Here is a 26992-nt window from a genome sequence, read left to right as displayed (position 1 = left end):
GATGAGCAACAGACACACTCCAGAGTGGTACGACGCTGGGTCGGTCCGGAAGACAGTCGAACGAGCAGTCGACGACTCGGTTCCAGTGTATAAACTGATCGACCTCGTCCACAAGAAGGAATATTCGTCTGTGTCCGAACGACGGGTGAAGCGTCTCGTCGAAGGAATCCTCGAACAACTCGACGAAAAAAGCGACCAGACGACACTCTCGCAACCACGGTCAACGGATTCGTCACCCAGACCAATGGAGAACCGACGCGCGGACGTCGACGACGTCGAATACCTTTCGACGGACGAATTCGCTCGCGTGTTGGGTGTCGTCCTCCAACGTTTCGAAGGAAGGACTCGAAGGTCCGACGTCCGTGACTCAGCCGTCGACCTCTACTGGAACCGCTCGCACACCACTGTGGGCCTTCGAGTCGTCTCTGTCGTATCTGGATCCTCAGTTTCTGCTCAGGAGGTGCGTCCGATGGTGGACGGCAACACGAAACCCCGGGAGGGGCGAACACCGTCTGATCTCGTCGTGGTCTCGAATGGTAGCTTCGACGCAGATGCTCAAGAGCTAGCTGACGAACACGGTGTTCACCTGTGTAATGGAAACCAATTGGAGCAATGGCTCCGAATTGCTGGTGTCTCTGATGGCCTTCTAGCTGATGTACTCGAGCGAGGGAAGGAACGCGAGTTCGACATGGACGCTCGTATAGAAGAAGAACCAAGCATCCCACCCCAAGCCACGGACTTCGGCGTTCTTGAGGAGTTGTCGTCGTCATCAGCTTCACGACCTGAGATCGTGGACGGAGAGGACGAAACCGAACCACCGTCCGAACCTCCGCAAGGTGGTGCGGATGAGTCTCCGCAAGCAGGAGAGTTCGGCCGCCTCGGTGCCGACGAAAGCGAAGATGCAGACGGGGACGTGTTCGGTGACCTTCAGAAAAAGGTGAATGAACAAACAAATGATTCAAATTGACAAAGTGCAATTTCCAAACACATCAATGAATATTGGAAACGAATCTGACACACATCTCTGGAGGGTTGTATGACCGCGGCGTACAGTCGCGAGGAGACCACGGTCCCACTCCCTGGTGGGAGGTCTGTGACTATCGAGCCTGGGCAACCGTGGCCATCGGCGCATCGTGGTTCGCGATACAGTCTCGTGACGAGTGACGAGTTCCCCGAAGGGGCGATAAAGTGGGAGCAACGCGACCTCAATATCCATGCACGGCCTCCCGAGGGTCTTCGGGATGTGCTGAGGAGCCTCGGCAAAAAAGGAGGGCACGGGATCATTCGTATCACGGCAGGAGGTGAGGTTTTGACAAAGATCAAAGCCGACGACTACGTGAATGTCGATCAGGCGGTAGTGTCGTCGGGTTGGGTCCCTGTATACGTGGGTAAACTCACCGGAGAAATCGACTTTGGAGAAGTCGATCTGAACCCTTCAAAGCAGACAAACTCTGTTCGTATTTGGTCTGGATTGCCGTTTCACCACGGAGAGCGATGGTCGTTAGCGGAGGATAACGAACTTCACTGGCGGTGGAAAGATTACGACTTCACCTCAGCGTTCGACCACGACGAGTTGGTCGAGCAATACCGAACGTATCGACCCAGTGGTGGGCGACTGTACATCACTGAACTCGGTCACGTGTGGGGTAACGTTTCACTGGGTGACCTCTCCGGGAAACGAGCGAGGGATATTCAGAACGCAGTCGATACGTGGGTTACTGAGACTGAACGGCAAGGAAACACAGCTGCACGCCGCCTGGTAAACCGGCGGTTGTTGGTGACGAGTCAGACAGACGATCCGTCTGATGGCTTACTTCCGGTTCATCTGGGTCACATCTCAGAGTTCGACGGTGGGACGATACCACGCCCAGCCGTCGACGACGAGACGTATTTCAAAGTCGTCGGTCAGTACGAACAAGTGTGGGAGTGACCTGAGCTCCGTAACAAGATCTGCGGAGGAGAGACAGATCCTATCAACCATAGAGGTCAAATACTGGTCCCCCGCGTGTTGCGATTGTCACTTTTCCACTAACGGGGATATCAGAACAAGCTCGGGGCCGTACGAAGTTTCACACTATACTAATGAGCTGTTCTGAAAGCGAGTGGAGTTCGTCTACTTCGTCGATCGCAGATAGCCAGTGATCTGGGAGTTGAGCCACACCAAACCGGGCACCGGCGACTGCACCAGCTATCGCACCTATCGTGTCAGTATCGCCGCCACGATTGACGGAAGTCACGATTGCATCCTCAAGAGTCTCCTCGTAGAGTGCGTCGTGAAGTGCCGTTTGTAGTGAATGAACCACGTACCCTGACGTCTCCAGCGAGTCGATTGATTCGCCGCGTGAGATCGGGGCAAGGGCGTCAGTAAGTTCATCTGGTGCGTCACTGTCGACGTAATCGAGTGCCTCTTCCAACGGTGCATCAGCGTCGTCAAGCAAGCCAGCAATTGTGAGATTCAAAACGGCGCACCCCCACGTGCAGCGGGGGTCGGCGTGAGTGATTTGTGAGGACTGCCGACTTACTTCGACGAGTGCACCCCAGTCGTCGGCATACGGGATCGCAAGCGGGGGACATCGCATCACGCTCCCGTTGCCAGCGTTCATCCCCTCCGAACTTGCCTCCCAAACCTCTTGACCAGCTTCCTCCCACGTCGAACCCCGAGACAATCGGGTGAGAGAACGCCTCGTCATGCCCCCAATGTCGAATGGGCCACTGTCATACCAGGCGACGAACCGATCAGCGACGTCTGTGGGGTCGAATTCACCCTGCTCGACGAGGCTCCGCGCGATGCACAGTGCCTGCTCCGTATCATCCGTAGTCGTCCCAGCAGGCTGGTTCCACGTCCCGTACCCAATCATTTGGTCGAGCCGACCGTGCTCGGCCTTGATTTGTTCTGCAGACTCAAACTCCACTGGCCGACCAAGCGCATCCCCACACGAAAGTCCCAGTAATACACCAAGAACGCGGTTAGAATCCATGCGGCACTCAATGATGACAGTCCAGAAAAATGTACGGGAGAAACATCAATCAGTATGGCGAAACTGGCATTGATGAATCGCTAGACTTAGCTTGGTTTTACTGTGTCACCGACCGCTTGGTGCTGTGGATGACACACTTTAAGCGAATTTGAGAATTCATGGGACCAGATCCGCACACACGCCGCGACGCCATGCGTTCGCTAGATCGTCGGGGGCGTCTATACTAACCAATAAATTTACTGCTTTGCTCGGGAGTGTTGTTTAATTACAATTGGGCTTCGGTATATTCAATGAGTGATTGGCTCGTTCCACTAATACGCGCAAGTCGCTCCCGAATCACGTCTGCATCATCGCGCTCCCAGGTTGCAAGGTAGAAGGCCGAACCACCCATATCAAGATCGAACTGCCTCCCAATGACGTATGCTACTGCCTCCGCTTCGACCGTTCGGTTTCGTCGTCAACGCCGACGTGGGGGAGTGCATGAGCGTACTCGTGGACTAACGTCGACGCCACTGCTGCGTCACTATCTTGACGGAGTACCTCCACAATTGGGGATTCACCATCTGGTGATTCATGACACACGCCTTTCGCATCACCGTATCTCCACTCTTCATTCGGAACAAGTTCCACCTCAACACCTACATCCTCAGCAGCGCCCAGCACGGCCGGAAGAAGTTTGTCTGCGTCACCCCGCTCACAAGTATCGAGGCTTGGGGGGTCCTCACCTTCTGTCTGCGAGATATCGAACACCGGTGCTGGCCGGAAGCTAACCAAGCCCTTTGGCCACTCTTCGGGTGGGCTTTCGTCGTAGTCACAGTCTGTATTTTCGTGGTAGCCCAGTGAATCCCCACACTCAGGGCATTGTTTGGTAATGATTGGAACCCAAATCCAAATCGCACTCTCGACTCCCCTCACGTACCGATTGAATTCGTTCTGCCACGTTCGGTAGCCTGCGACTCTCGTTGCGTCTGGACACTGCTGTTTGATTAAGAGCGTGTTACGGTACGAGTAGTCGTGGAACTGGCTTTGGACGTCTAACCACGCTTGGAACTCCTCGCTCGTCTGAGCGTCGTCGACGGCTTCTGCGAGGTCGTCGATCCACTCGGTAATCGTGCTGTGCATCTCGTCGTGTCGGTTGTCAGAACCCGCAAACGACACCGAAGACTCATCGGTTGTAGACATCAGTTACACACGACGCATCTCTTAGGAAATGCCCCGCACCCAAGTGGGGCTAATAAAAATCTCAGTTGTCGTCTATTGTGCAATCACTGACTCGACTACAGAGTCTCACCGTCATGTTTTTCGTCGTAATGGCTCGAGAAACCTCCAGTCGTAAACCACCGAATGCCGAGTCGTGCTGCTGCAGTTGGCTCGGGATACCACCCAGCATCGAACAATACGTGTAGGAGTCGTAGCTCGTAGGAATCCGGGGCGAGTCTCGTTTCGGCCATGAGTAAATCCAACGGGAGATGTTGCTCATGCAATTGTAAGGTCTGGCGAGTTGGGTCCGAGTTGAGTTGGGTTATTACACCAGGTCACGCGGATGTCAACGTATCAGTGTGCACATCCGAGACTATATTGTGTTCTGAAGGGAGTTGGTTTACTTTCAGTCTACAGACCACCTTTTTGTAGCACTAAGATAATATCCAGATATGACTGAGACAATACTCAAAGAATCCCGTTCCAGTGAAACTGTGCTATCTGACGCTGGTGAACGAACACTCCATGTCGGGCGAGACCGCCCTATTCGAATCAGTTCGGGCCATCGGATTCTCCACCATGAGGGGAAGTGCTCCCGACCACATGGCCATAACTACGAGATATCGGTCACAGTCACGGGAACACTAACGGAAGAGGGATGGGTCGTCGACAAAGGGGATATCACGAGTATCATCGACGAGTGGGACCACCGTTTCCTTCTGGAAGAGGGCGACCCACTCATTGAGGCATTTACTCAGTCAGGAGATGGCGACGCGGTTGTCGTCCTTGATCATTCCCCGACAGCGGAAGTGATGGCTGTCGTTCTCGAAAAACGATTGCTTGATTCGCTACCGGACAACGTCTCCGACGTCTCCGTAGAAGTTGCCGAGACGAACGAACTCTGTGCTGTCTTCTGACCGAACCGGGTAATTCAGACGGTGGTTCGATTAATTCTCAACCGCAATACGACGACTGTGCTCTCCCAATCAATGTCACGGTCTAATGGTCATAGACACGGCGAATAGTAGTGAGTAGTTTATCGTCCATTTCATCTATCAGTTCAATGTCTCGTTCGTCTATTGTGAACATCACTGGGCCCTGTGCTCGTGTCGACACAACCGTTCCATTTTCCGTTACCAACGTTCCCGGGCGGTCTTGTGGAAGATCAACCCCTCGCTTCAGGTACTTTGTCTCAGTTTCGTCATCCCAATTGCAGAGTACAACTCCACCCTCGTCACTCTGTCTGGCATCTTCACTGGGATAATACGGAAAACTGTTGTAGAGGACTCGTTGTCCGTACAGACAGTACAATCAGCCTATCCACTAATTAATTATTTAAAGTCACATCCCCATTCTGGATGCCTTCCACTCAACTGAGGCAAATAAAACAAAGTTGCTGCAACCTCACAGTTACTGAATCAGCTACGTATCTCAACCTGCAAAGTGGTGCTAAATTGAAACATCAAACTTAGGTCGATCTACCAGATCTTAGAGTACCTCCTCAACTGCTTCCGGAGAGATAACCTTGTAGCCAGTGTCTGCCGCGTCGTCAAGAAGTCGACTGCAGAGTGCTAATATTTGACGTACATTTCCTTGAGACCGCTGGAGGATCATGTCCAAACTCTCTTCTGTAAAGGGACGAAGATTTGCCTCATTCTCCTCAGACACGCGTTCTAATGCGAGGTAGTCGTCAATGAGGTCATATAGATGGTCACTGGTCAGGGGCTTGAGTGTCACTTCTTGGCCGATACGTTCACTGAATGCGTGATATTCGCTCATGACGTCCTGCCAAACTTCGGGCGCACATCCGAAGAGCAAGCAGAGTCCAGAACTATTCTGGTCCATTAAGTGTCGAACACTGTTGAGTGTCGCCTGCTCGTACTTTGCAGATAGACGGGCGATACTCTCGAACTCGTCCACGAAGACGAAGACTGCTGTGTAGCCAAGTTCGAGGAGCATATTCTTGAGTGCGGTGAAGGCCCGAACGCCCATCGTGTCATCGTCGAGCGCACTGTGAATCTCCATTTCTTTGCGCTGCTCGTACCGAATCCCTTCGGCAGTGAGCCACTGCCAAGCGTAGAGGTTCGTATCTTCGTAGATCATATGTACCATCGCCCGGGCGAAGTCAGCGAATTTCGTAATCTCGCTTAATTGCCTGATTGCCTCCGGAATAATTTCTGGAAGTAGGACGTCGCCCTCATTGATGAGTGAGCGCATTTCTGCTGCCCCTTCAGGAGTCTCATCAGTACATTCTCGAGTGATTGATGCCAGATACTCGTATGCTAATCTCTGGAGATGGCTATATCCGAGATCATAGACGAACTCGTGGTAGATATCGATAAAGCCCTCTCCCGGTTGTGCAACATAACCGACGATCACATCGTCACGGTCTCGAAGCAGTGAACGGGTGTATTTCAGTGTATGAGACTTCCCATTTCCATACTTACCAGTGACCACGAGATGTTTCGATTTCCCAGTCGACAGTACAGAAGAGACTGTCGAACTGATCTTTTCCGAAACATGACTCTGTCCACAGAATATCTCGGGGTTTTCGGCTGGCACTGGACTATATGGGAATGGGTTCCCACTGAGGCCGTATTGTGAATAGTCTCGCTGCTGGTCTGTGATGTTGAAGTTGCTGGACATTAGTGTGTCTCCTGCTCAAATGTGATATCGCGGTCGTGGACCGCGAGGTAGTAGTATTTCTTACCGTACAATTCGACGCCTGCCATGACCCGCTGAGTTGACTGCGAAGTCGTGATCAGCGAGCCCTCGTCAGCGAGTTCGATTTTTTTGATTCCGAGTGTTGCATCCTTCGCAGCAGTATCCATCGGTGCGCCAGAGAGCTCAAGCTTCCCAACGTTCTGCTGGCAAAGCTTAAGAACCGCCTCGTCGAAATCACGTCTCTGACACCCAATTCGTTCGCAGATTTCTTCTCGGAGTCGAGGGATCGAGAGGTAACGTTGACGCAAGTTGATTCCTGCAGTCTGTTCGAGGTTGTCGTAGGTGTCTAACAGAATGAAGTGGAAGTTACTCGGGATTTTAGCCTCATTGGAGAGATAGTATTCTCCAGAGAAGGCATTTCGCTGAACAGTTCCAAGTCGTTCGGCCCAATCACCAACGATCTCGATGCCGGTCTGGTTGAACGAGTATGGTGCGAATTCCTGTGTCTCCTCGAGGTGTTCTAACAATGTATCGAGGTCAGCATATCCGACCTCTTCGAGCGCTTGGATGAATGCACCGTAGTGTGGGCTTCGAGCCGCGAGAATTGAACTCACTTTTTTCCAGTTTTCTGCACGAATAGCATCTAAGAACGACTTCCCAATGCCTGTCGTTGTATAGGTGAACTCGTCACCGTCCTCGCTCTCTAATAACAGCGATATTCTTGTCGCTTCGAGAATCGTTTCTCGCGCTCTACGGTGGTTTACGTCGAGGATGTCTGCAAGTTCTGCTGTTGACTTGTATTCGTCTTCGCAGCCGTACGTGAGTTCCACAAGCCGGCTCATTGTAACGGGGCGGATAGTCGGCCGCTCGTCGCTCATGTAAGCCTCCGGACTTGTTGTTTTGCGGTCTCATACGCACTTTGAGTCAAATCGTTACCTTGGAATCTAAGGTCAAGATAGTCTTCGATGTTACGTCCTGATTCAGCAACATACTGGAATCGGCGTAGCTCTGTTGCCAATGCCCAGAGGTTGTGTTGAACAAGTGCGGACCGGTCCTCACGGATATCGTCCAGCGTCCGGTTGCCACAAATAGGACACGGACACGGGAGTCGCTCCAATTGCTCGATATCCTTTAAATCTTCACCACCAAACCCAGGTATCAGATAATTTCTGTGTCCCGCACCGCGAATGAACGCCGACGAATCAAAACTGTCAACACCCAGATAGAGGAGTAGTGGTTGGTAAGTCAACCCACCAAGGCCGTACACGTGGAGGTGTTTGTCTGTCGCAGTTCGCGCAGCCAATATCAGCTTTGTGACCTTTTTATAAGATGCCCGAATTGGTACCATGCTACCGAGTGCATATCCATCGAAATCACCATATTTGTCCAAATGGGCAATACAATTCCTGACAGTCTCCGGGTCGTATCCATGCACACTCGCGATTAACAGTGCGTCACCGGAGTGATGGTCACTCGCTTCCAACGCATACTCGATGCTCAGGTTGATACGCCGTTGGTTTTCTTCCGTACGGTTATCGCGTGACAGTGGCAAGTCAACCGTACCGTAGATGTCAGCATCGAGTGTTCGTTGTGCTTGTAGAGTTTTTTGTGGGGACGTGTCAATCTCGTTTGAAGCGAAGGCGAACCCTCCACTGTCTGCGAATACAATCGTCCGTTCGGGAACACACATCTCCTCTCGAAGTGTTCGACCATTCGCTATCCGTTCCCACAGTGGTGTCCGATTACGTACTGCTCGTGTGTTGACCATCGCTGCCGGGAAATCCGGTATCGAATCCACATAGGGTGGTGTGTTGTCTTTTGACCGTGTTCCGATATTACGAACCGGAAATAAGACAGGTGTGTTTAATTTCCCGCGAGGGAGTTCGAGTGTCCGTCGTCTGTATAGCATACCTCATACTTGAATAGACAGTCGGCTACTTAGAATGGTACCAAAATTGAGAAATATCTAAAAGAAATCAAACGTGACTGACTAATATTGTTCGAGTGCCGCTTGAGTCGGTTCTTCTTCTACTTCTCGACACAGTGTCTCGATTAGTTCGGGGGTTAATACCTCGACATCACCAACACGTCGCGCGAAGTTTTTCAGGTACAACCCTTTCAGACCGACAACAATTGTACCGTGATTCTTGGCGTCTTCTGTTCGGGCGGGAACAGACACGATATTGTCGAACTGCTCGTCCACAATCTCACGATTGAACACGACTCCAATCTGGTCTGCAGGGATACGCCGTACCATCGAGTCGATATCGATACTGTTGTAGTAATCTTTCCCCAGGGTGAAGAATACGACGTCGTAGTCACCCTCGTCGACTACTTTCTCTAAGTCAGACCGGATATGCAGTTTTGAGGACCGGTCACGAATTTCGGCGACCCTCATCGAACTGAACGTCACCTCGTACGGAGGCAACGGTTCGTTCTCAGAAACCAACCCGAAACCAGCACTGATGAAATACCGTTCCACCTCGTGCCCGTCATCTCTCAGTTTCCGTACTGCTTCTCGAACAAACTCCTGTTGGCGTCCAGTGTATAGGTCACGCGCTCCGATAGCGGGGACGTTATCCTTGGCTAACAACTCCTCTCGCGAGAATTGGATCGTCTCCGCTGCGTCGAATACGGGCGCACCATCCGGGAACTCCTTACTGCCCGAACATTGGTCGACGACAAGTATGTTGAGTCCATCAGCGGGATTCGCTTCTGGAGCGTGTGGGATGAAGTCGTCACCGACGACATAATCCTCTCCACATGTTTCGAGGACGTTTCTTCGAAGTGCAGGCGAATCGGCAAACGTGTGTAACTCACAGGAGGTCGATTCGACTGCCTCAGTGGCTTCAGAATCGATATCACCATCTGGCGTGACGAGGAACAGATGTTGGTACCGCTTCGCCTCTTCTTGCAGTTTCTCTGCCATCCGACTTCGTGAAAACGAGACACTGGAGTTCGTTTCCGTCCACCACTCAGTGACGCCCGAAGCGTCGAAAACACCAATTTCAGCGACAGGCAGGTCATGGACGTGTTGCCAGAAGCCAGGTTCCTCGCTTCGGAGGTACTCTTCGATTGTCTCGTATCTACTGAGACTAGCCGATCCCTGAATCGCGACGAGAATTTTCGGAATTGCGTCGGTGAATTCGTCGTAGAAGCGGCGGGTGTTGTGGAATCCACGGCGACGGTTTCGGTCGTTCCCACGGAAGATGCAGACTTCAATTTCGTGCTCCTCGCAGATTGGACAGTTACATTTCTCCCATGGGCGTTCGGCGAGCGTTCGCTGGTACGCCTCGAGTAAATCGTCGTCACCAACCCACGTCGCATAGTCCTCAACAACAGCCCAAATCTCATCGTACGGAGTCGAATCGGCGTCTGGGAGTATGGCAGGCGTCCGGGGGAACTCCGCAAATTCGTCTGCTGCAGTGCTCAGCAGGTCGTCATACTCAGCGAATTCGAGTGGGTCTTCTGGGTCGTCCTTCCGCAGGAGTTTCACGATCCTCCCTCTCAGGTCGTTGCTGAAACTGGCATGTAGTTCGTGAGCGACATCGTCCAGGTCATCACGAAGGACAGTTTCGATGTCCTGGAGACGCGACTTGTCATACTGATCGTCGTGGCGGTGTTCGCGGAGATATTCCTGAGTTTTTGGAAGAATTGTCGCTGCCTTCTCGTGCCACTCATCGACCGCATCAGTGATCGACTCTTTATCATTATAGGCTCGGAGCGCAACGAGGGTTTCTCGCCCACGGAGCGACGTCTGGATGGCCTCGTCTAACGAATCGTGAGTCGAGGGATACCGAACACGAATTGCATCGTACCGCTCGCCATGATCGAGGCGATAGTTGTCACCGCCCGTCCACGCCGAACGAAGCATACTCGCGCTGTCGAAGCTCGTCATCCCCGACCGCCCGACCATATCGAATCCTTCCGTCTTCGCGAATCCGAAGACGTGTGTGTCGATTCGACGGGTATGTTCGCGTTCGAACGCTTTGACGGACTTCCCAACGTTTTTCACTATCTTTCGGACGTCGTGGATTGGACTACCTGCGACGCCACCGATCCCGACGTAGTCGTACCCAATCCCAAGGACGTTCTCGAGGGCTTCGACGTAGGAGTCGGGGTCCCAGCCCTGGATGGCAACCATCAACCGGAACGAGTAGTCACCATTGTGGTATAAGTCGTACATCTCCTGAGCATTGTCGAGCGTGAGTTTGTACCGGAATGCCGCATCGTCTTCGCGATACACTGCACGCGGGTCTTCGTTTAACTCAGCGAGGACATCATCGACATTACCCTCGAAATCAGACTGTGTAAAAGGACTAACCGCATCATCTGTGCGAATACTCTTCTCGTAGTCGTCGACGTAGCTCGGCCACTCGTCGGGCCACTCGTCGACCATCAAGTCGACAGCCTCAGTAAGGTCGTCTGGGATGTCGGACTTCGAAAATCCACCACTAAAGGCGCGTTTGTCGAGATAGAGACGACCTTTGTCCTTTCCGGACCCTAATACGAGGTGGTCGATAGTAACCCCGGTGGAGACACACATCTTCTCATAGAAATCCAGCATCTCTTTGTTGTCATACGGGGGAAACGGGAATTTTTTGTATCCCCACGCCCCGCAATCACTGATTGTCGGGAGCCACTCCGGGACCGACAGTTCGGGGTCATCGTACACGCCGTATTTGAGCAATCGCTTTAATTTGCGTTGTGACTGTTCGACTTGTTCACGTGAAATCAGTACCCCGTCGATAGGAGTATTATCGTATTCGAAAATATCCCAGATGTAGTCTTTTTTGCGCGCTTGACGGTCGAGTGTAGAGAGTTCGTCGTGCTCGAAATCGTAGCCAGCATCGACGCAATCGTCCCATTCTGGAACATAGAATCGCACAGATTAGATCACCTACCTAGTCATAATACCATCTCACCTTATGTATGTCTCTTTCTCTTTCCTGGGTTGGCAACCATTATAAGAGGAAATATCAGAGGAATCTATAAATATTATTTAAAGAGCACGAGCTGGCCTACCGACAGCGGGTCTAGACCCACAAAACTGGAATTTGTTACAATTAATTTATAATATTAGTAGCTATAGCGAGGATAGCGTATTGATCGACCACTGGTGAGACGACAATTTCCTTACTTCGCTCATCGTATCTGATAAGACCATGATCGGCCATCCTAGGAAGGTGATTCTGGATGAGACTGTTGTATGCAGATTCATACTGACTGGTAGTCACGCTGCTTGGAGGTGTACCGGTTTCAACGCCGCGAATTACTCTCGTGACGTGCCGAACACTGACTCTCGTTCCGCATTCAAACAGCGAGAGGTAACGGACTACGAGTAACCGACGTCGGTTGCCTAGCAAACTGAAGATATCGACCTCACTTACGTCATCTACTCGAAGACTCATATCCGACGGTCCCTCGATTGAACGGGCAGTCTACTGTGAATTTCTAGAAGTAACGGTACTACTGAAATAGTCCAATTCGTATTTTTCTGGATGGTCATTGGTACGCCTCCACCCGTTGGAGGCGTCAAAAAACCCCCATAGAAATCTGATGGATACCCGATCCGATTTTTCATTGATCTTGATACATAACAGCGATTATCGTGCTGAGTTTCATGAATTCGTGCACATGTTTGTAATATCTGAATTTATAATTGTATAGGGAAATCATTTTTGGGAGAGAAACATAACCATTCTGTATGAAAGAATTACGTGCTGAGAACGCAACTGGAACAGTTACGATGTACAAGGATAGCAAAGGGTATGGATTTTTATCAACGCTAGATGTGAAAGATGGCGGGACTACCGATGTATTTTTTCACATTTCGGATATTAGTGGTGACAACTTAGAAGAGGGGTGGCGGTTTGAATTTGATGTATACTCCACCAGAAAAGGCTTCCACGCCGAAAACCTTGACATTATCAAGAAAGGTTCGGAACAAGTTGAATCTTCAGTAGACGAACGATTCTTGCGTGCCCGTGATTCGGAGTATGATGACACAAAGTACAGTGGTCGAACAAAGAAAAGAAAAGATGAGCCAAATGAAGAAAATGAAGATAAAGACAGTAAATCGCCATTCAAAGACGACATCACTGGCAGTAAGAATGATTTACTATAGATAGTATAGTATCTAGGACTTAGTGATTTCCAATTGTAATAGTGTGACGATGGGATATCAGTTGGTGTTGTTATTGGAAATAAATATATTGTAGCATTACTCAATTCAGATGTTTGATATTCAGTGTCATCCTTTGAATTTGATCTAAAATTGATTCCAAAGTCAATTCAAGCACTTCGCCCAGTCAATTCTCCTGGCCTAATAGTTCAACAAACACTTCTTCGAGACACAAAGTCGCCAAATGGCTCACCGCGTCAGTCGGGTCAGGACCAGCTAACTCGTCGAATGGGACAGGCGAATCGAACCACGCTGTGTGAAATAGGCACAGGTTGGCTATTTGTCCATAGATTAGAGATGGTACCGGTGATATCTCATACCTGAAGGACTGGCTGAAAATAGACCCACAGACGGTGTAAGTGATGTTTTCTTATAGCCGATGGGAGCTGTCGACCCACCACACACCACCTTACAACCATCAGTATCTTGTTCAATTTGTTTGTGGAGGTGTCCCAGTGCGAGCGCATCAAAGTTGACACCACAGTGCTCACGTGCCCACCGAAGCACGTCACTGACAGTACCAATTGCGCGGTTTGATGAAGAAAACGGCTGAACCGACTGATGTATAGTTAAAATTGAATATTGATTATTAGATCGAGTTCCTTTCAATAGTGCTGGCTCCCACTCAGATTGCCGGATGAAATCAACCCCATAGAGGTCAAGATGTCTTCCGACCTTGGCAGGGGTAGTAGACAGGTGGGTTGCAAGCCCGTCCCGTTCGTATGTTTTCAGTATCTTTGTCCCCTCTTTACGCTCATGATTGCCCAGAATGTAATAGAATGGAATGTTTACTGATCGTAAATACGAAAGCTGTTCGCGACACGTCGAAGAAAGTGACTCAGAGATACCATGGCGGTCGTTATGAAACAAATCACCCGAGTGAAAGACAGCATCAACGTTTTTCCCTACTGCGAACTCGATAGCACGTTTGAAACCTGGAACACCTTCGGTTGCTTCGACTCTAAAATTCAGGTGAACAATTCGAACAGCCAGAGTATCACCATTTCTAGCGGTGCTGGCTGCGAGTTTCCATGTCGTCGTTCGGCGTAGAAAACTGTTGAATTGCCTATGGAGGATACGAACCGAAACTTACAGATTCCAAGAATGAATGGCAAATCATTCGCTCGATGAACGGACGCCAACGATGAGTCGCTAACTGAACTACCTTGTTTTGCTGAAATATTATGTATGCAGGAAAACTATTCCTGAGCTAGATGGGAAGAAAACGAATCACAGCGTACGAGGATGCGGGTGAAAAAATGAAACTGGTAATCGATTACTGTGCTCGATACGCGGTCGTTCCGCGGAAGAGCGATGACCCGCATCTTCCGAGTCCCTGGGAGGGAGTACCTGCTAATGAGGTCCAACAGGGCATCCTTGAGAAGTTCGGAGCCAAGGTCTCTAATGGAACTCCGACATATGCTTGGCAACGATTGGGTGCAGATAACGACCTCGAGGGTGCACTGAAATTCCTACAAGACCGACGGGAAGAGATCTTAGAGAACGGTGATAAGTAGACCTACGTTCTGGTTTTTCGGACTTATTGGTTTGGCTGAACTACCACCTCGCTATTAGAGATCAGCTGGTTGCTTTGGAACTATTCTCACCTCAGTATCGACGCAACATATCAGATAACTTTTGGCCTCATGCCTTTCAAGAATACGCGGCCACTGTCGCTCAAAGTAACCGTTTTCGTCCGTCCTTCTTTCTCTGTTATCACCAAATTTTCTGATTCCAAACTATCGACGTGGCGAGCAACTGTACTCTTTGATTTGTCGAGTTCACTAGCAATTTGGCTTATCGACAGGGGTGTGTCTAACTCCGACAATTCACTGAGTAATTTTGTTTCGGCGTCTGAGACGTTTCCGCGAAGATTTAGACGTGGAATACGACGGACGCTACTATCGATATCGCCCACTTGGAGTACTGTATCGATGTAACTCTCGTTCGTGAACGTAGCGACTGTCAATGGCAAAAGGATCTCGCGCGCGCCTCCACCGAGGATGACGATAGTTTCGCCTTTTGATGCCTGCATGAGGTCGGCACAATACAGGGTTGTTTCGATGAAATCTGTATAGGGTAGATATTCTGACTTCAGATCAAGACTAGGGACGACCTGAGTCAGAACCTCTTCTACTTCGTCGAAGGCGTCTTCACCTCGCTCAGAACCGTTCGCCGGTTGTAACAAGATCACTCGGTCGTCCTCGTCGAGACCCATGCTAAGCACAGGCCGAACGACACGCCGACTGTCAAATCCTAAGGGGGCGAGATAGGTTCTCATATCTGCAGATTGGATATTCACCTTGGTTACTGTTCCGAATTAGTGCAACAGTTGGTATGATTTCCGCACACAAATTGAGGTGGTACGGACACTTATCGCGAGAGATCTAGTCTGTCTTCGCCGAAATCATCCCAAACCACTGCAATTGTCATCGATCTGTTGCACTTGCGATAACTATATGACAAATCGCAACAGACTTGACAATTGCTCGCACAGTCCGCAATCGGGTGACATCCACCCATTCGCGGTAGTGATATCTCTGCTCTGCCAATTGTCATTGGCACGACAGGTTTATGTAACCGGGGGTGAAAGTCCCATCCGGTCGCATTCACTCGAAAAGGCCTGAAACGGCTGATTCGGCATAGCTACTGCTATGTTGAGGATGCGAGCGCCGGCGTCCATCCCACACTCGACGCCAACAAACGATTCCCAAGCGAACCATGCAAGACCCACCCGACCCGCCCGACTCAGAAAGCCCCACACTCGCGGATTTCATCGGAACACGAGACTTCGTCTTCGTACTCCGAGACCCACAACTCGCGAAGACCGGTTCACAAGCACGTGCACAACTCCGTTCGTTGCCGTTTCTCGCACAGTTCGGCCTCGACCGAGTCGCCCACCCCGGTATCTACGATAATGGGTTGCGACTTGTCGAATACGAACTCCTCCCGAACGAGAACTTGCGAGCGAACGGAGTTGCCGACGTCGAATTTCCACTGATTCACTATGTCAGCCAAGAGATGCTGACTGAAGAATTACGGGATGATGAGAGTGTCTACGACGAGCAAGACGTCGTTCGCCGATTGCTTCGGAAGCGGCCCGACGGTGTGCCGTACGTAATCGTCACTGACACGAGTACCCCAAAGATGCCACGCCATACCCGAAAACCGGGTAAATCGTTTGTCGACGAGTTCGAGTGTACCGTCGTCGAGTACAAGGGGTTACTGAAGCGGTATCTCCAGTACAATCTCGACTCGGACCTTCCGCTATCGTCGACACAGAATCTGTACTTCCATCAGATTTCGGCCCACCACAAGCGGTTGGGTCTCGATGCGGGCTCAATCCCCGATCTCTTCGACTACACACAGCTTCCAGCGGACAGTCCAGCCTGGGATCCGATTTACTATCTCATCCGCGAGGATGTCGACCAGGTTCTCGAAGATTACTCCGAGCGTATCCGCGAGGCACTCCGTTCGTGGACCGAGCGAGGCCCGACACAGAAGATCGCGAACAGCATGCTGGACATGCTTGAACGGGTGGATTACGAAGAAGAACGCCTTGACGCATACCGATATCGCCATCAGGAGGAAACATGAGCACGAAATTCACACCGGCCAGTTCTAAGCCGGACAAACTACTCACCGGGTTCATCTCGGTGCGAGCACCGGAACTCAAACACATCTACAACGCCATCCAAGGCCCGACCTCCGTCTCCGAACTTACGAAGAAGTTCGGGAAGCCGACTAGCGGCGGAGTCGAAACCGATCACGTCGAAGAGACGGTTCGGTTCATGAACGCGGTCGACTTGGTCGAGAGTCCCTCGGGAGACATCAGGGACACTGTCGAGCGCATCAACGAGCGCCACCTCGTTGGGTTACCGTTCGAAGCACGACTCCTGTACCACTGCAACCAACAGGGGGGACGGCAAACACACTTCGCAGCAGTTTATCGAGCTCTGTTGAACGAAGGAACCCGAACTGTGAACGGAGACCGTGACAACCTCCGCACTATTCTGAAGCGTGAGACTGACTACGATTTCAGTTGGACCGACGAGAAGATCGATATGTGGGTGACGTTGAGCGAACAACTGGGACTGATCATCGAGTCCGAAGACGACATTACCCTGAGTCCCTGTCGGGCTCTGATACACGATGCACTCGCCCTCGCTCCGATGAGCTCTGACGAGAAACCGAATTACGACGACGCCATCACCAAGAATGGGGAATTCCGTCGTGCACTCGATTGGATCAACGATAACCTGTTCAGTGTCTACGAAGAGCGCTCGGGAACGCCCCGTGTTCACCCAGCAATCGCCGACGTACTGCGCAACATGGAAGATGACGGCGTTATTTCGCTATCGAGTCCCGGTGACTCACAGAACGCGGTCAAAATTCCACCGGAGGATCTCAACGAAGACGTTCGAGGGAACCGACGTGATGTGACCCGCATCTCGATTCATTCGCACCCGGACGAAACGGCCTACCAGTACCCCCTCACGCAACACCTCACCCAACAATGAGTCAAGACGCTCAACAACTCTCGGCTGCTAGCGAGATGCCGTGCTACTGGGACGACAACCCAGTTGACCACTTCATCACCTCGGAAGCACACACGGCGACCAAGACACCCGAACAGTTCAAAGAAACCCACGTCGACATCGACCGAATCTGGGCCGATACGCTGACTCCCCTCGGCGTTTCGGGTGACTTTGTCACCCAGGAAGACGTACTCGAATCCATCACGGCGTCCAACCTCGACGACCCGAACCGAATCTTCATCGTTCGTGGTGAACCCGGTTCCGGGAAGAGTCAACTCTGTGAATGGACGAAGTACCAAATCAACGGCTTTGGTGAAGACGACGACGGTATCGAGGACTACGTTGCGCTTCACGTGTCCCGAAGCCAGACTCAGATGGAGCAGATTATCGACGTCCTCACTGACCCTCTTGATGTAGACGTTGACGTAAAGAACATTCAGGGAAGCGACCCTCGCGATTTGGCCGAACCTATCGCAGGGCTTCTCCGTGGGTACTGGTCTACCAGTCTGCTCACGGATGAAGAACTTCGTGAACTCACCGAAGAGCGTGACGACGGTACGGACCTTCGTGATATATTCGCCAAGAATATTCAAGACTACCAAGAAGCTCTCGAATCCCGTGACGACAATCCTGACTTCAAACTTCTGACGGATGATGATTACCGCGATCTGCACCTGAAGCTGAGTTTCGGCGATAAGTTACGCGAGGAGAAGGAGTTGATTTTTCCGGCTCTGAAGAACCAGGCTCATGAGTATCTCTCGAACAACCTCGTTGGTAACTTCAAAGAGCAACTACAGGAGTACTCTGAACTGTACCAAGAGAAGGGTATTCGACCGGTCCTCATCTGCGAAGACCTAACAACATTCTCTGTTCTGAAGGAGCAACTTCTCGACCACATCTTCGAACTGAGCAGTAGCCACTACGACATTGTCCTCGGATGGACAATCGGGTGGGAACAGGAAAACATCGACGACGCGATGGCTCACTCGGATGCGGCCACGTACATGAAGGGTAGGTCTGAAGGGTATCTGACAATGAGCGATGAGAATGGCGCGGCTTACTTCCTCGACGACGATGTCTCCGTCGAACTCACTCGGTCGTACCTCAATGCAATCAAGCGCCACTCCACCTCCGAACCAGCGCCCGACGATGTCGAAGACGCCTTCGACGGATTGTACCCATTCAACGAGCGGTTCGTTCACGTCGCCTACCGTCAACTGAACGATGAGGGTAGTGACAGCAAGACTCCGCGGCTACTCCTCCTGCGGGTCGTGAAACACTGCCTGAAGTCGTCTTGGCCACCTTACGAGGCGATGAAGTCGAACGCCAACGTGAACACCCCAACTTTCGGGATCGACATGAAGTACGACCAGATCTATCTGGACCTTAGCCGCTGGTACGGTGTTCCTGTCGAAGGGGGTGTCGGCGTCAAGGTCGGTATCTTCGAGACCTTCGGAATCGACCTCCCTGACAGCGACGTGGCACCAGTGAAGGGTGACTACGTCGTGTTCGATAAGGGCAAGGGGAGTGCCGTCCTCGGCAAAATCAAGAACCCACCAACGCCGAAGCACGAGACCGGTGAGGACGAGGACGACCAGGATGGCGATGAAGAAACTGGTGGAGACGATCAGGATGACGGTGAGACCGACCTCGACGAGGAAGATGACGACGTAACCGTCATTGACGAACCTGAACTCTCAGAAGAGGAGCGTGAGTTTGAGCGCAAATATCAGGAGTTTCAAGACTGGATAAAAAACGGCGAAGAGTACCCCAGCTCAGACACACTCCACGACGGTGCAGTCGAAGTCCTCGAACGCTGGCACGACCCAACTCGTCTCGGTAACCCGAACGCATCGACACGTTCCGCAAGTGCAATCTACTACGCACGCGGTGACAACCTCCCCGTGTCGATTCAGGGAGACCAGCAGCGACAGGCAAGCATCGATATCGAACTTGAGTGGGGCGTAGAACACGCCGACCTCTACACCCCAATGCTCGAGTACGGTCTCTTTGGGCTGTTCGACACCAACGATACCAACTTCGACCGACTACGGGCGTGGGCCGATACCAACGTCGCGCAGTTCAAGCGTGAAATGCGCCAGGAGGTCGAAGACTGTCTCCCCGAAGGACTCACTATCAAGAAAACGCTCGTGCTGGCACAGTTCTTCCTTGTCAACGCTGCACAGGGGAAAGAGGTCGAAGGCGATGAGATTCCCGCTGAACTTGTCTTCGAAGAGTACGATACAAATCAGTCGTACGGGAAACCGATCGTCGAAAACTTCGACCGAAGTAGTGCGTTCAGTCAAGCCTTCAACAACCTATCCAAGCGCTCGAGCGACATCAACGACCTCATTGAGGGCTTCTTCCTCCTCAAGTCGAACGTCGTCGACTACGACCGTCTGGCAGAAGCCCGGCGAGAGGTCGCTGCCGACTTCGAAACTCACGTCGACGACGCGATGATGATCGATGCGGGCGACCTACCCGACGCGTATAAAATCGGCTCGACTCGCAAACAGGCGAAGACAAAAGTCTCGACGCTATTCGGTTATATATCCGACTACGCGGCCGAACTTCAGCGACTCACTGCCGAGGAAGACGCTTCGCATATCCAGTCCGCTCTCAAACCCGTTGAGCGATGGTACGACAGCAGTCACACGGTCCACGACCTTGCTGAGTGGTTCGAGACGCTATACAAGTGTGCCGGTGTGATGGACCTGACCATCAAACCGACCTACGAGGAAGCCTTCGAGACCCTCACTGACTCACCCGAAGACGTGAAGCTCACGTCCTTCGGGAAGGACGTCAAGCGGTTCCAGAGCATGGACGATGCGACCGGCGTGACGCTCGTCGCTCGATTGCACGACTTCGCTCGCAGTCGCCACGAGCAGCGTGCGTGGAAGATATACGAGGCGTTGGATTCACTCATCAGTGCCCTTCAGGGCCAAGAACACTCCACTGGGGCCGACCTCGAACACAGAATCAAACAACTCAGCGAGTACGCCGAGTACGAGCAGAAACGGCAGGAAATCAACAACATCACAGAGGATCTGTAACAATGTCCAGCACTCAGTCGTTACCCACCGTCGTCCAGGCTCTCGAAGACAAGGCCAAGAAACACAAGCAAGCGGAGAACACCCAGTTCCACGTCTCGGTCGCCCGGCACAACATCCGCGAAGTAAATCGCGACCTCGACAAACTCATCTCGAGTCTTCGGGATCTTCGGTACTACAAGACGGTCCTTGAAGGTGCCTTCGATGGTTCGGCACCGACAATGACCGGTAGCGCCTCACAGGCCGCAAAAAAGGCTATCGAGACAACGCAAGACGACTTACTGGGTGACATCCAGAGTAACGAGATGGACGACGACGTTGATCTCGAAGAAAGCGGGGGTAGTGGTAACCCGGAAGTCCAGCTGACTCCCGAAGTTGAGAAACAAATCGGACATATTCGGTCGGCGAAACGTCAGGTCGACAACGTCACCGAAACTATCGAGAGTCGACTCAAGTCGGAGCGAAAAGAGTGGAGTAAGAAGGTTAGTGCGGCCGAAGAACTGCAGAAGATTCTCGGGGGGAAAAACACTGACTTCTCGCGCACGCTCAACCGCATGCACCAACTCCTGACTCGAGAGTTGATGGATTCGAGTGGGTCTGCATCGAACTTCGTCAACCAGTGGAAGAGCGCCGTCAGAAACTGGGAGCAGCATCAGTCACTCCAGAGCTTTGACGACTTCCAGGCGAAACACAACCTCTCGGACTCGACCATCGAGGACGTGAAGACGCTCAGCAAGTCCCAAAAACTCACACTGGCAGATGTCTCGCTTGATTCTCTCAAGGAGATGAAGCGCGTCGATGAACTCGAATCGGCCGTTGAGCTGAGTCTCTAACAATGAAGGACCCCGTCGCCCACGCCGAAAAGATGCAGGAGGCTTACCACGACTACTTCATTGGTCGTGGTGGGCGCGCGGCACGTAGCGTCGCCAATCGGCTCGTCGAGGGTGAGGACGATCTGACGGGAATACGCGGACCGTATCTCCAGGCACTGGACATCCCGAACTGGAGTACTCGCTCGTGGAACGCCTTTGCCCGGTCGGTACGCCTCGAACCACACATCCGTCGTGCCTTCTCGCAAATCGGTTTCGAGCGATTGTACGACTTCCAGGAGCGCAGCATTGAGGCAATCCTCGAAGGCGACGACACTGTCATCACGGCCGCAACGGGACGGGGGAAGACCGAAGCATGGCTCATTCCGATTCTCAACCGTATCCTCGAAGACAAGCGGCACGGCAGGGATAGTGATGATACGAGCGTCAAAGCCACGCTCATCTACCCGACGAAGGCGCTCGCACAGGACCAACTGAAGCGTCTCCTTCAGTACCTCTACCTCATCAACAAACAGCTGAAGTCAGAACAGCAAATCACGGTCGGCATCTACGACGGTGACACACCGCGAAACGTCAGTGAATCGGGGTCTGAGGGATACCTCAACGCGACGTTCCGTCACTTCGAGTGCCCAGGGTACAACGACGAACTCGCCAAGTGTCAAGACTGTGGTGGCGGTGTCCGAATCCGGAATACGGGTTCCAGGTTCAAACTCATCCCTGAAAAGGCGAAGTGTGAGGATGACGACCCGAATGACGTCCCACTAGACTTCCTGCGTCTGACGAAATACGACATCCTCGAGAACGGTGTCGACATCTTACTCACTAACCCGGACACGATCAATTACCGACTCATCAACACCAACGCCGAGGACGAACACGAACGGTTCATCTATGAACCTCAGTTCCTCGTGTTCGACGAGGTTCACACCTACGACGGCTTGTTCGGGAGTTACACCTCGACGCTGATGAAGCGGGTTCAGTCGCTGCGGGAGGAACGCGGCGTTGAAGACCTGCAACTCATCGCGAGCAGTGCAACCGTCGAGAACGACGTCGAACTGTTCCAAAAAGTGAGCGGTGCTGTCGACGTCAAGCAAGTAAGCGAATCACCTCGCGACCTCGATGGGTCCGTTCCAACTGAGGTCCCAGAGGAACTAACGTCGAACAGTTTGACCGTCGACCGAATTCTTCGTTCGACGGCGGACCCCGACGATGATGTTCCGGGGCTTGACGGATTTGAATATACACTCGATGATGCGTCGAGTTACGACCGTGACCGGCGGGAGACACTGGTGAGTGATGCGCTCTTCGATTATCTCACCGAGGCTGAGGACGATTCGGGAGCACAGGTTGTTCGCCACGTCCACCAGTTACTGTACAACGAACCCCTCACGCGGTCGGATCTGCACGACACGTTAGCCACGACGCTTGACCTCAACGCCGAAGAGGCGTCTACGCTGGTGTCGAACGTCCGTACACTCGGAGAGTTATCGGGTATGCTAGAGAACCGTAGCCACGTGTTCTCCTGGCCGATTGATGGCTTCTACACGTGCCCGTCGTGTGATTCGGCGTATCGGTCGCCACAAGACGGTTGTCGAGAGTGTGGGTTCGGTTTCGTAACGCGAACCACCTACTGCCGACACTGTAGTGACGAGCACCTCGTCGCGTGGTACTGCCCGAGTTGTGACCAACTGGAACCATACACGCCGACTGAGCATGGCACGGTGGACCAAGATGAGGTCCACATCTGTCGACGATGCGAGTCTGCCCGTGACGACGTCGTTCAGATGGTTCGAACGACGTTCCAACCGTTCCTCGAGTGCCTCGATTGCGGGCATCAATCAGAGCGTACGACGAATCTCGAATGTCGGGACTGCGGTTCTAAGACCGTCATGACTGACGCTGAGACGTTCACCTGTATCAATCCACAATGCGGGGAGACACACGAACCTGAGCATGTCTGCACTCACTGCGAAGGCACTGACTTCGAAGTAAGCACAACTGGCAGTCAGTTCGACTGTCCTGACTGCGGGAGGACCTACGACCGGACAGAGCAGGCCCCCAACCAGTGTGTTGATTGTGGCTCTAATATCACGCCGACACGATTCCTTCCGTGGGTTTGCACAAACGACGGCTGCGACCGAGTTCACTTCGAGAGTGACCCTAAGCAGTGCGACTGCGGAGAGTCATCGTTTGTAAAGCGCGGACTCTTCGAAATACGACATGACCACCACTGCCGGTCGTGTGACACAGCGTTCTTGGGTGACGAGGGGTGCGACTGCGATAACCCGGACGTTCATCCTCGGACTGGTCACCACCAGGCGTACAAGACAGTCGATACCCACGGTTGGATTCACAACATGAGTTCGCAACCGTCGGCCGTCCCGTGTCCACATAGATATGCCCGGTACGAGATTGGTCGTCGATTCGACGAACTGATGCGTGGGCCGAGTAACCTCGCGGTGACGACCTCGCAGTACATGTTGCGAGCAGTCGCTGACGAAGAAGGCCAAAAAGCAGCGAAACTCCTCTCGTTCGCTGACTCCCACCGCGACATGAAAGAGCTCAGTCGGGACTTCTCTGAGCCTGAAGTCGAGACGTTACTGGACCAACTTCTGATCGAGAGTGCATCGTCCAACGACGACGGCAGTCAGTGGGTTCGCTTCGACCGTGTCCTCGAGCACGCCAACGAGACCGTTGACAGGGTCAACGACGAATTAGAACCCCCACAAGTTGCCCGGAAGGTCGAATTCAATCTCAAATCACGATTGAAGGGCCAACCTCGGAAGAGGTGGGACGAGAATAACGCACTCCGAGACCGGTTGTCTCGTCGTGCACTCAGTCACACCTACAGTCAGCGATTAGGCGAACGAGATGGCCCTCTCGCCGAAGTTGGCCTACTCGACGTCCGCCTCGCCTTTGATCTGAGCGAACTCGAGGATGACGAGCGCGCTATCGTCCGCGAACTTTCGGACGAAGGCAATGACTATCGGGTCGAAAAATTCGACTCACCGAGTCCTGACCGCTCAGCCGAAGGTGTTGTCGAAGCATTAGTCGACCGAGGAGTCCTCGAATATGGTCACTCTGAAGACTACGTCTCGTTTGACCCATCCGCACTTGAGGTGACGGTTGCTGGCAACGGAGACGACATCCGGTTCGACCCCAATAAAGAGCGATACTACACGACGCTACAGCACCAGTTCGGCTTAGACACCCAGTCGAATGTCCGCTCAGACGCATCACTCTCGGACCGAGCATCGGTGTCGCATCCTCGGTTCACACAGCGAGCACACCGTGCCGAATACTCGCGAACACGGATCCTCATCTCCGAGGAGTATCTGGGGACAACTGACAAACGCAAGCGCCGTGAGTTAGAGTACCTCTTCCGAGAGGAAAATTACCCGCACCATCTCTCGTCGGGTCCAACGATGGAACTCGGTGTTGACATCGGCGCACTCGACGCGCTCCTCCTGTACGGGACGCCCCCGAACATGAACGCATACCTCCAGCGGGTTGGGCGTGCTGGGCGTAGTTCGCACTCGTCGATGGTTCATTCTGTCAGCCAACGGAATCCCATCGATTACTACTACTACGATCACCCTGACGAGCTCATCGACGCGGAACCTACACCGGTGCCGCTCAACGAGCACAACGAGGAGGTCCTTCGCGTCTCCCTCTCGTGGGCTGTCTTCGACTACGTTGCAGCTCACTTCACCATCCCGTGGGACGTTAGTCGTCACGGCCGCGCACGCTCTATCGATGGTGGCGACACCTACCATCGTCGTAGCATGCTCGACGACACCGATCGCGAGGACGCCAGTAAGTTGACTCATGTAATGTCACTCAACGCTGATACATTGTCACTCAGTGAGGTCGACTCGAAGCTCGAAATTCTCGGTGAAGTTGTCGAAGACCACGAGCATGACATCACCGGCTATCTGGAGTCACTACTCGATTATCGGTACTGCGAGGAGTGTGAACGCCGATACGCTATTGAAGACGACAGAGAGGTCTGTGAACGGAGTGATTGTGACGGAACAATCCGATACGCTCAAGACGAATTTGGCCACCTCGTCGACAACGCCCTCGAGAACTTCGACGAGCGTTACATTGGTGGTTATCGAGAGTACAGACACTCGCTCGAAGACGAACTTGCTGATCTGAAACGGCGGAACCAGAAACTGCGACGTACCCAACAGCGTGCCGGGTCGGAAGAACGCGGTCGCATCATGCGAGAACGACGCGGTCTCCAGGACCGAATCGAGGTTCTCGGCGACTATCTGTCCGACTTGGGTCGGTCGAGCTACTTCGACTTCCTCAGAGAGTCACGCGAAAGTAAGTACGACTTCTCTATGAGGAGTGTCGCCACCACGGCTGGGTTGACATTGGTCGATGAGGGATACGACCGGCGGAATGTCGGTGACCAGGGGAGTGGGCGTGCGATGCAGATGGCGCTTTCCGAACTCCACCCTGGAGCAGCCTATCTCGATGGTGGTGAAACGTATACTGTCTCTCGCGTTCGCCTCGATGACAAGGCAGGATCCGACCTTCGTGAAGCAGTAAGTGGGGCAACAGAGGGTGAGCACTTAGCAGAGGAACTGGTTTGCCCTGCGTGTCATACCTCGTATAATCTCGATGCTCAGGGATGCGACTGCGAGACCGACGCGCCACTCAAGGGACGGCGACTCGCGATGCTCGACTCCGTCGAAGCATATCACGACAACCTCAAACTGACTTCGGAAGGCGATGAAGCACGATATCTCCACAACGAACCGAACAACCAGGTGCAAAACACCTACGCTGAGCGTGAGACATCGATTCTCGACTTCGACCCGAACCGGACATTCGAGCTTCAGTCTGCCGATGGAGAGCGACTTGGAACACTCGAGTACGGCGACTACTCGGTGCTCCTCCACACCAAGAGCTACAAGACGAAGTACAAGTCCGGCGAGGTCGACCCCCGTGAGACACTCTTCGAGGTCTGTGGAGAAGAGAACTGCCCAGGCGTCATCTACCGAGATGGTGATGATGAACGCCGGTGCAGTTCCGACCCTGATCACTTCCCTGACGGACGTGGTGCAGATTCCCAGTTCATTCGATTGGGGTACCAGTACAACACGCAGGGTGTTCGCATCGACCTCACAGACCGTGAGTTATCCCACACGCTGGCGCACGGGATTCGGGTCGCACTACAGTATCTCGGCGGCGTGAACATTCGTGACCTCGCCGAGTACGTCGGCGAAGAGCGTGTTGATGTCTTCGAGTCCCAAGAAGGCGGATCTGACGTCGCAAGACTCCTCTTCGAGCAGACCGATGGCGAGTTCAAATCATTCAGTCGCGCGCTCGGACTCATGCGTGACCAGTTCGATTGTGACTGTGAGAGTGGATGCCCGTCTTGTCTGTACCAGTACGGGTGTGACCTCAGAAACGATCAGCGCTCGTTCGACCGTGAGCGCCTCCGCGAGATCCTCGCAGGGGGTGATATGACTATTCGAACAATCGAGAACCACGAACCCGACGAACAGTTCGCGAACTAACCAACATCCCACAC

The 26992-nt window shown here is 52.8% G+C and carries 17 protein-coding genes and 1 pseudogene; 10 read left to right on the top strand and 8 right to left on the bottom strand.

Going from position 1 to position 26992, the window contains the following annotated elements; genetic code table 11:
• The first annotated feature begins 1 nt into the window (after position 1).
• Together ACK3R5_RS16975 and ACK3R5_RS16970 are read left to right on the top strand one after the other, a co-directional pair.
• Positions 2 to 967 carry a restriction endonuclease gene (locus tag ACK3R5_RS16975; protein WP_411968958.1) on the top strand — a complete coding sequence of 322 codons (966 nt, stop codon included), beginning with the start codon at positions 2 to 4 and terminating at the stop codon, positions 965 to 967.
• 69 nt (positions 968 to 1036) lie between these two features.
• Positions 1037 to 1930, top strand: coding sequence for a hypothetical protein (locus ACK3R5_RS16970; protein ID WP_411968957.1), 894 nt, complete (start codon positions 1037 to 1039; stop codon positions 1928 to 1930).
• 139 nt (positions 1931 to 2069) lie between these two features.
• On the opposite strand, the gene ACK3R5_RS16965 is transcribed toward ACK3R5_RS16970, so the two are convergent.
• Entirely contained in the window at positions 2070 to 2978 is a 909-nt protein-coding gene (locus ACK3R5_RS16965) for an ADP-ribosylglycohydrolase family protein (RefSeq protein WP_411968956.1), read from the bottom strand.
• A 265-nt stretch (positions 2979 to 3243) separates the two neighbouring features.
• Positions 3244 to 4160, bottom strand: a pseudogene (locus ACK3R5_RS16960) (DUF955 domain-containing protein).
• A 470-nt stretch (positions 4161 to 4630) separates the two neighbouring features.
• Between ACK3R5_RS16960 and ACK3R5_RS16955 the strand changes: the two are divergent.
• Complete coding sequence (locus ACK3R5_RS16955; RefSeq protein ID WP_411968955.1) at positions 4631 to 5095, top strand: 6-pyruvoyl trahydropterin synthase family protein; 465 nt, start codon at positions 4631 to 4633, stop codon at positions 5093 to 5095.
• A 571-nt stretch (positions 5096 to 5666) separates the two neighbouring features.
• Here the strand turns inward: ACK3R5_RS16955 and ACK3R5_RS16950 are convergent.
• The 4 genes from ACK3R5_RS16950 to ACK3R5_RS16935 all read right to left on the bottom strand — a co-directional run bounded on the left by ACK3R5_RS16950 (position 5667) and on the right by ACK3R5_RS16935 (position 11730).
• Positions 5667 to 6824, bottom strand: coding sequence for a BREX system ATP-binding domain-containing protein (locus ACK3R5_RS16950; protein WP_411968954.1), 1158 nt, complete (start codon positions 6822 to 6824; stop codon positions 5667 to 5669).
• Positions 6824 to 7720, bottom strand: coding sequence for a hypothetical protein (locus ACK3R5_RS16945; RefSeq protein ID WP_411968953.1), 897 nt, complete (start codon positions 7718 to 7720; stop codon positions 6824 to 6826). Before ACK3R5_RS16945 ends, ACK3R5_RS16950 begins: the two co-directional genes overlap by 1 nt.
• Positions 7717 to 8751: a tRNA-guanine transglycosylase gene (locus tag ACK3R5_RS16940; protein WP_411968952.1), complete on the bottom strand. Its 1035-nt coding sequence runs from the start codon at positions 8749 to 8751 to the stop codon at positions 7717 to 7719. Before ACK3R5_RS16940 ends, ACK3R5_RS16945 begins: the two co-directional genes overlap by 4 nt.
• 81 nt (positions 8752 to 8832) lie before the next feature.
• Positions 8833 to 11730 carry a queuine tRNA-ribosyltransferase tRNA-guanine transglycosylase gene (locus tag ACK3R5_RS16935; protein WP_411968951.1) on the bottom strand — a complete coding sequence of 966 codons (2898 nt, stop codon included), beginning with the start codon at positions 11728 to 11730 and terminating at the stop codon, positions 8833 to 8835.
• A gap of 819 nt (positions 11731 to 12549) precedes the next feature.
• Between ACK3R5_RS16935 and ACK3R5_RS16930 the strand changes: the two genes are divergently transcribed.
• On the top strand, positions 12550 to 12969 hold the full coding sequence (locus ACK3R5_RS16930; protein ID WP_411968950.1) for a cold-shock protein: 420 nt from the start codon (positions 12550 to 12552) through the stop codon (positions 12967 to 12969).
• A gap of 348 nt (positions 12970 to 13317) precedes the next feature.
• Here the strand turns inward: ACK3R5_RS16930 and ACK3R5_RS16925 are convergent, their stop codons facing one another.
• Positions 13318 to 13998, bottom strand: coding sequence for a metallophosphoesterase family protein (locus tag ACK3R5_RS16925; protein ID WP_411968964.1), 681 nt, complete (start codon positions 13996 to 13998; stop codon positions 13318 to 13320).
• A 242-nt stretch (positions 13999 to 14240) separates the two neighbouring features.
• On the opposite strand from ACK3R5_RS16925, the gene ACK3R5_RS16920 reads away from it, so the two are divergent.
• Entirely contained in the window at positions 14241 to 14543 is a 303-nt protein-coding gene (locus ACK3R5_RS16920; RefSeq protein ID WP_390225841.1) for a hypothetical protein, read from the top strand.
• Positions 14544 to 14653: 110 nt separating this feature from the next.
• Here the strand turns inward: ACK3R5_RS16920 and csa3 are convergent, their stop codons facing one another.
• Positions 14654 to 15307 carry a CRISPR-associated CARF protein Csa3 gene (gene csa3 / locus ACK3R5_RS16915; RefSeq protein WP_411968949.1) on the bottom strand — a complete coding sequence of 218 codons (654 nt, stop codon included), beginning with the start codon at positions 15305 to 15307 and terminating at the stop codon, positions 14654 to 14656.
• A gap of 440 nt (positions 15308 to 15747) precedes the next feature.
• On the opposite strand from csa3, the gene ACK3R5_RS16910 reads away from it, so the two are divergent.
• From ACK3R5_RS16910 to ACK3R5_RS16890, 5 genes are read left to right on the top strand one after another with little or no spacing between them, the layout of a single operon-like run.
• On the top strand, positions 15748 to 16623 hold the full coding sequence (locus ACK3R5_RS16910) for a hypothetical protein (RefSeq protein ID WP_411968948.1): 876 nt from the start codon (positions 15748 to 15750) through the stop codon (positions 16621 to 16623).
• Positions 16620 to 17546, top strand: coding sequence for a hypothetical protein (locus ACK3R5_RS16905; protein ID WP_411968947.1), 927 nt, complete (start codon positions 16620 to 16622; stop codon positions 17544 to 17546). Before ACK3R5_RS16910 ends, ACK3R5_RS16905 begins: the two co-directional genes overlap by 4 nt.
• Positions 17543 to 20617 carry a hypothetical protein gene (locus ACK3R5_RS16900; RefSeq protein WP_411968946.1) on the top strand — a complete coding sequence of 1025 codons (3075 nt, stop codon included), beginning with the start codon at positions 17543 to 17545 and terminating at the stop codon, positions 20615 to 20617. Before ACK3R5_RS16905 ends, ACK3R5_RS16900 begins: the two co-directional genes overlap by 4 nt.
• 2 nt (positions 20618 to 20619) lie before the next feature.
• Complete coding sequence (locus tag ACK3R5_RS16895; protein ID WP_411968945.1) at positions 20620 to 21447, top strand: hypothetical protein; 828 nt, start codon at positions 20620 to 20622, stop codon at positions 21445 to 21447.
• A gap of 2 nt (positions 21448 to 21449) precedes the next feature.
• A complete protein-coding gene (locus tag ACK3R5_RS16890; protein ID WP_411968944.1) occupies positions 21450 to 26978 on the top strand; it encodes a DEAD/DEAH box helicase in 5529 nt (1842 codons plus the stop codon).
• Positions 26979 to 26992 lie beyond the last annotated feature (14 nt).

Origin of the sequence: Haloferax sp. YSSS75 (genome assembly GCF_046764215.1) — an archaeon.
In the GTDB taxonomy this organism is placed as follows: Archaea; Halobacteriota; Halobacteria; order Halobacteriales; family Haloferacaceae; genus Haloferax.
The sequence above is the reverse complement of the archived record's forward strand: the minus strand, read 5'-3'. Positions and strand labels throughout refer to the sequence as shown.

Bases quoted from the DNA above. Each gene is read 5' to 3' on its own strand.
- ACK3R5_RS16975 (WP_411968958.1), top strand. From the start codon at position 2: ATGAGCAACAGACACACTCCAGAGTGGTACGACGCTGGGTCGGTCCGG.
- ACK3R5_RS16920 (WP_390225841.1), top strand. From the start codon at position 14,241: ATGGGAAGAAAACGAATCACAGCGTACGAGGATGCGGGTGAAAAAATG.
- ACK3R5_RS16900 (WP_411968946.1), top strand. From the start codon at position 17,543: ATGAGTCAAGACGCTCAACAACTCTCGGCTGCTAGCGAGATGCCGTGC.
- ACK3R5_RS16945 (WP_411968953.1), bottom strand. From the start codon at position 7,720: ATGAGCGACGAGCGGCCGACTATCCGCCCCGTTACAATGAGCCGGCTT.
- ACK3R5_RS16895 (WP_411968945.1), top strand. From the start codon at position 20,620: ATGTCCAGCACTCAGTCGTTACCCACCGTCGTCCAGGCTCTCGAAGAC.
- ACK3R5_RS16910 (WP_411968948.1), top strand. From the start codon at position 15,748: ATGCAAGACCCACCCGACCCGCCCGACTCAGAAAGCCCCACACTCGCG.
- ACK3R5_RS16940 (WP_411968952.1), bottom strand. From the start codon at position 8,751: ATGCTATACAGACGACGGACACTCGAACTCCCTCGCGGGAAATTAAAC.
- ACK3R5_RS16930 (WP_411968950.1), top strand. From the start codon at position 12,550: ATGAAAGAATTACGTGCTGAGAACGCAACTGGAACAGTTACGATGTAC.
- csa3 (WP_411968949.1), bottom strand. From the start codon at position 15,307: ATGAGAACCTATCTCGCCCCCTTAGGATTTGACAGTCGGCGTGTCGTT.
- ACK3R5_RS16965 (WP_411968956.1), bottom strand. From the start codon at position 2,978: ATGGATTCTAACCGCGTTCTTGGTGTATTACTGGGACTTTCGTGTGGG.
- ACK3R5_RS16905 (WP_411968947.1), top strand. From the start codon at position 16,620: ATGAGCACGAAATTCACACCGGCCAGTTCTAAGCCGGACAAACTACTC.
- ACK3R5_RS16890 (WP_411968944.1), top strand. From the start codon at position 21,450: ATGAAGGACCCCGTCGCCCACGCCGAAAAGATGCAGGAGGCTTACCAC.
- ACK3R5_RS16955 (WP_411968955.1), top strand. From the start codon at position 4,631: ATGACTGAGACAATACTCAAAGAATCCCGTTCCAGTGAAACTGTGCTA.
- ACK3R5_RS16950 (WP_411968954.1), bottom strand. From the start codon at position 6,824: ATGTCCAGCAACTTCAACATCACAGACCAGCAGCGAGACTATTCACAA.
- ACK3R5_RS16970 (WP_411968957.1), top strand. From the start codon at position 1,037: ATGACCGCGGCGTACAGTCGCGAGGAGACCACGGTCCCACTCCCTGGT.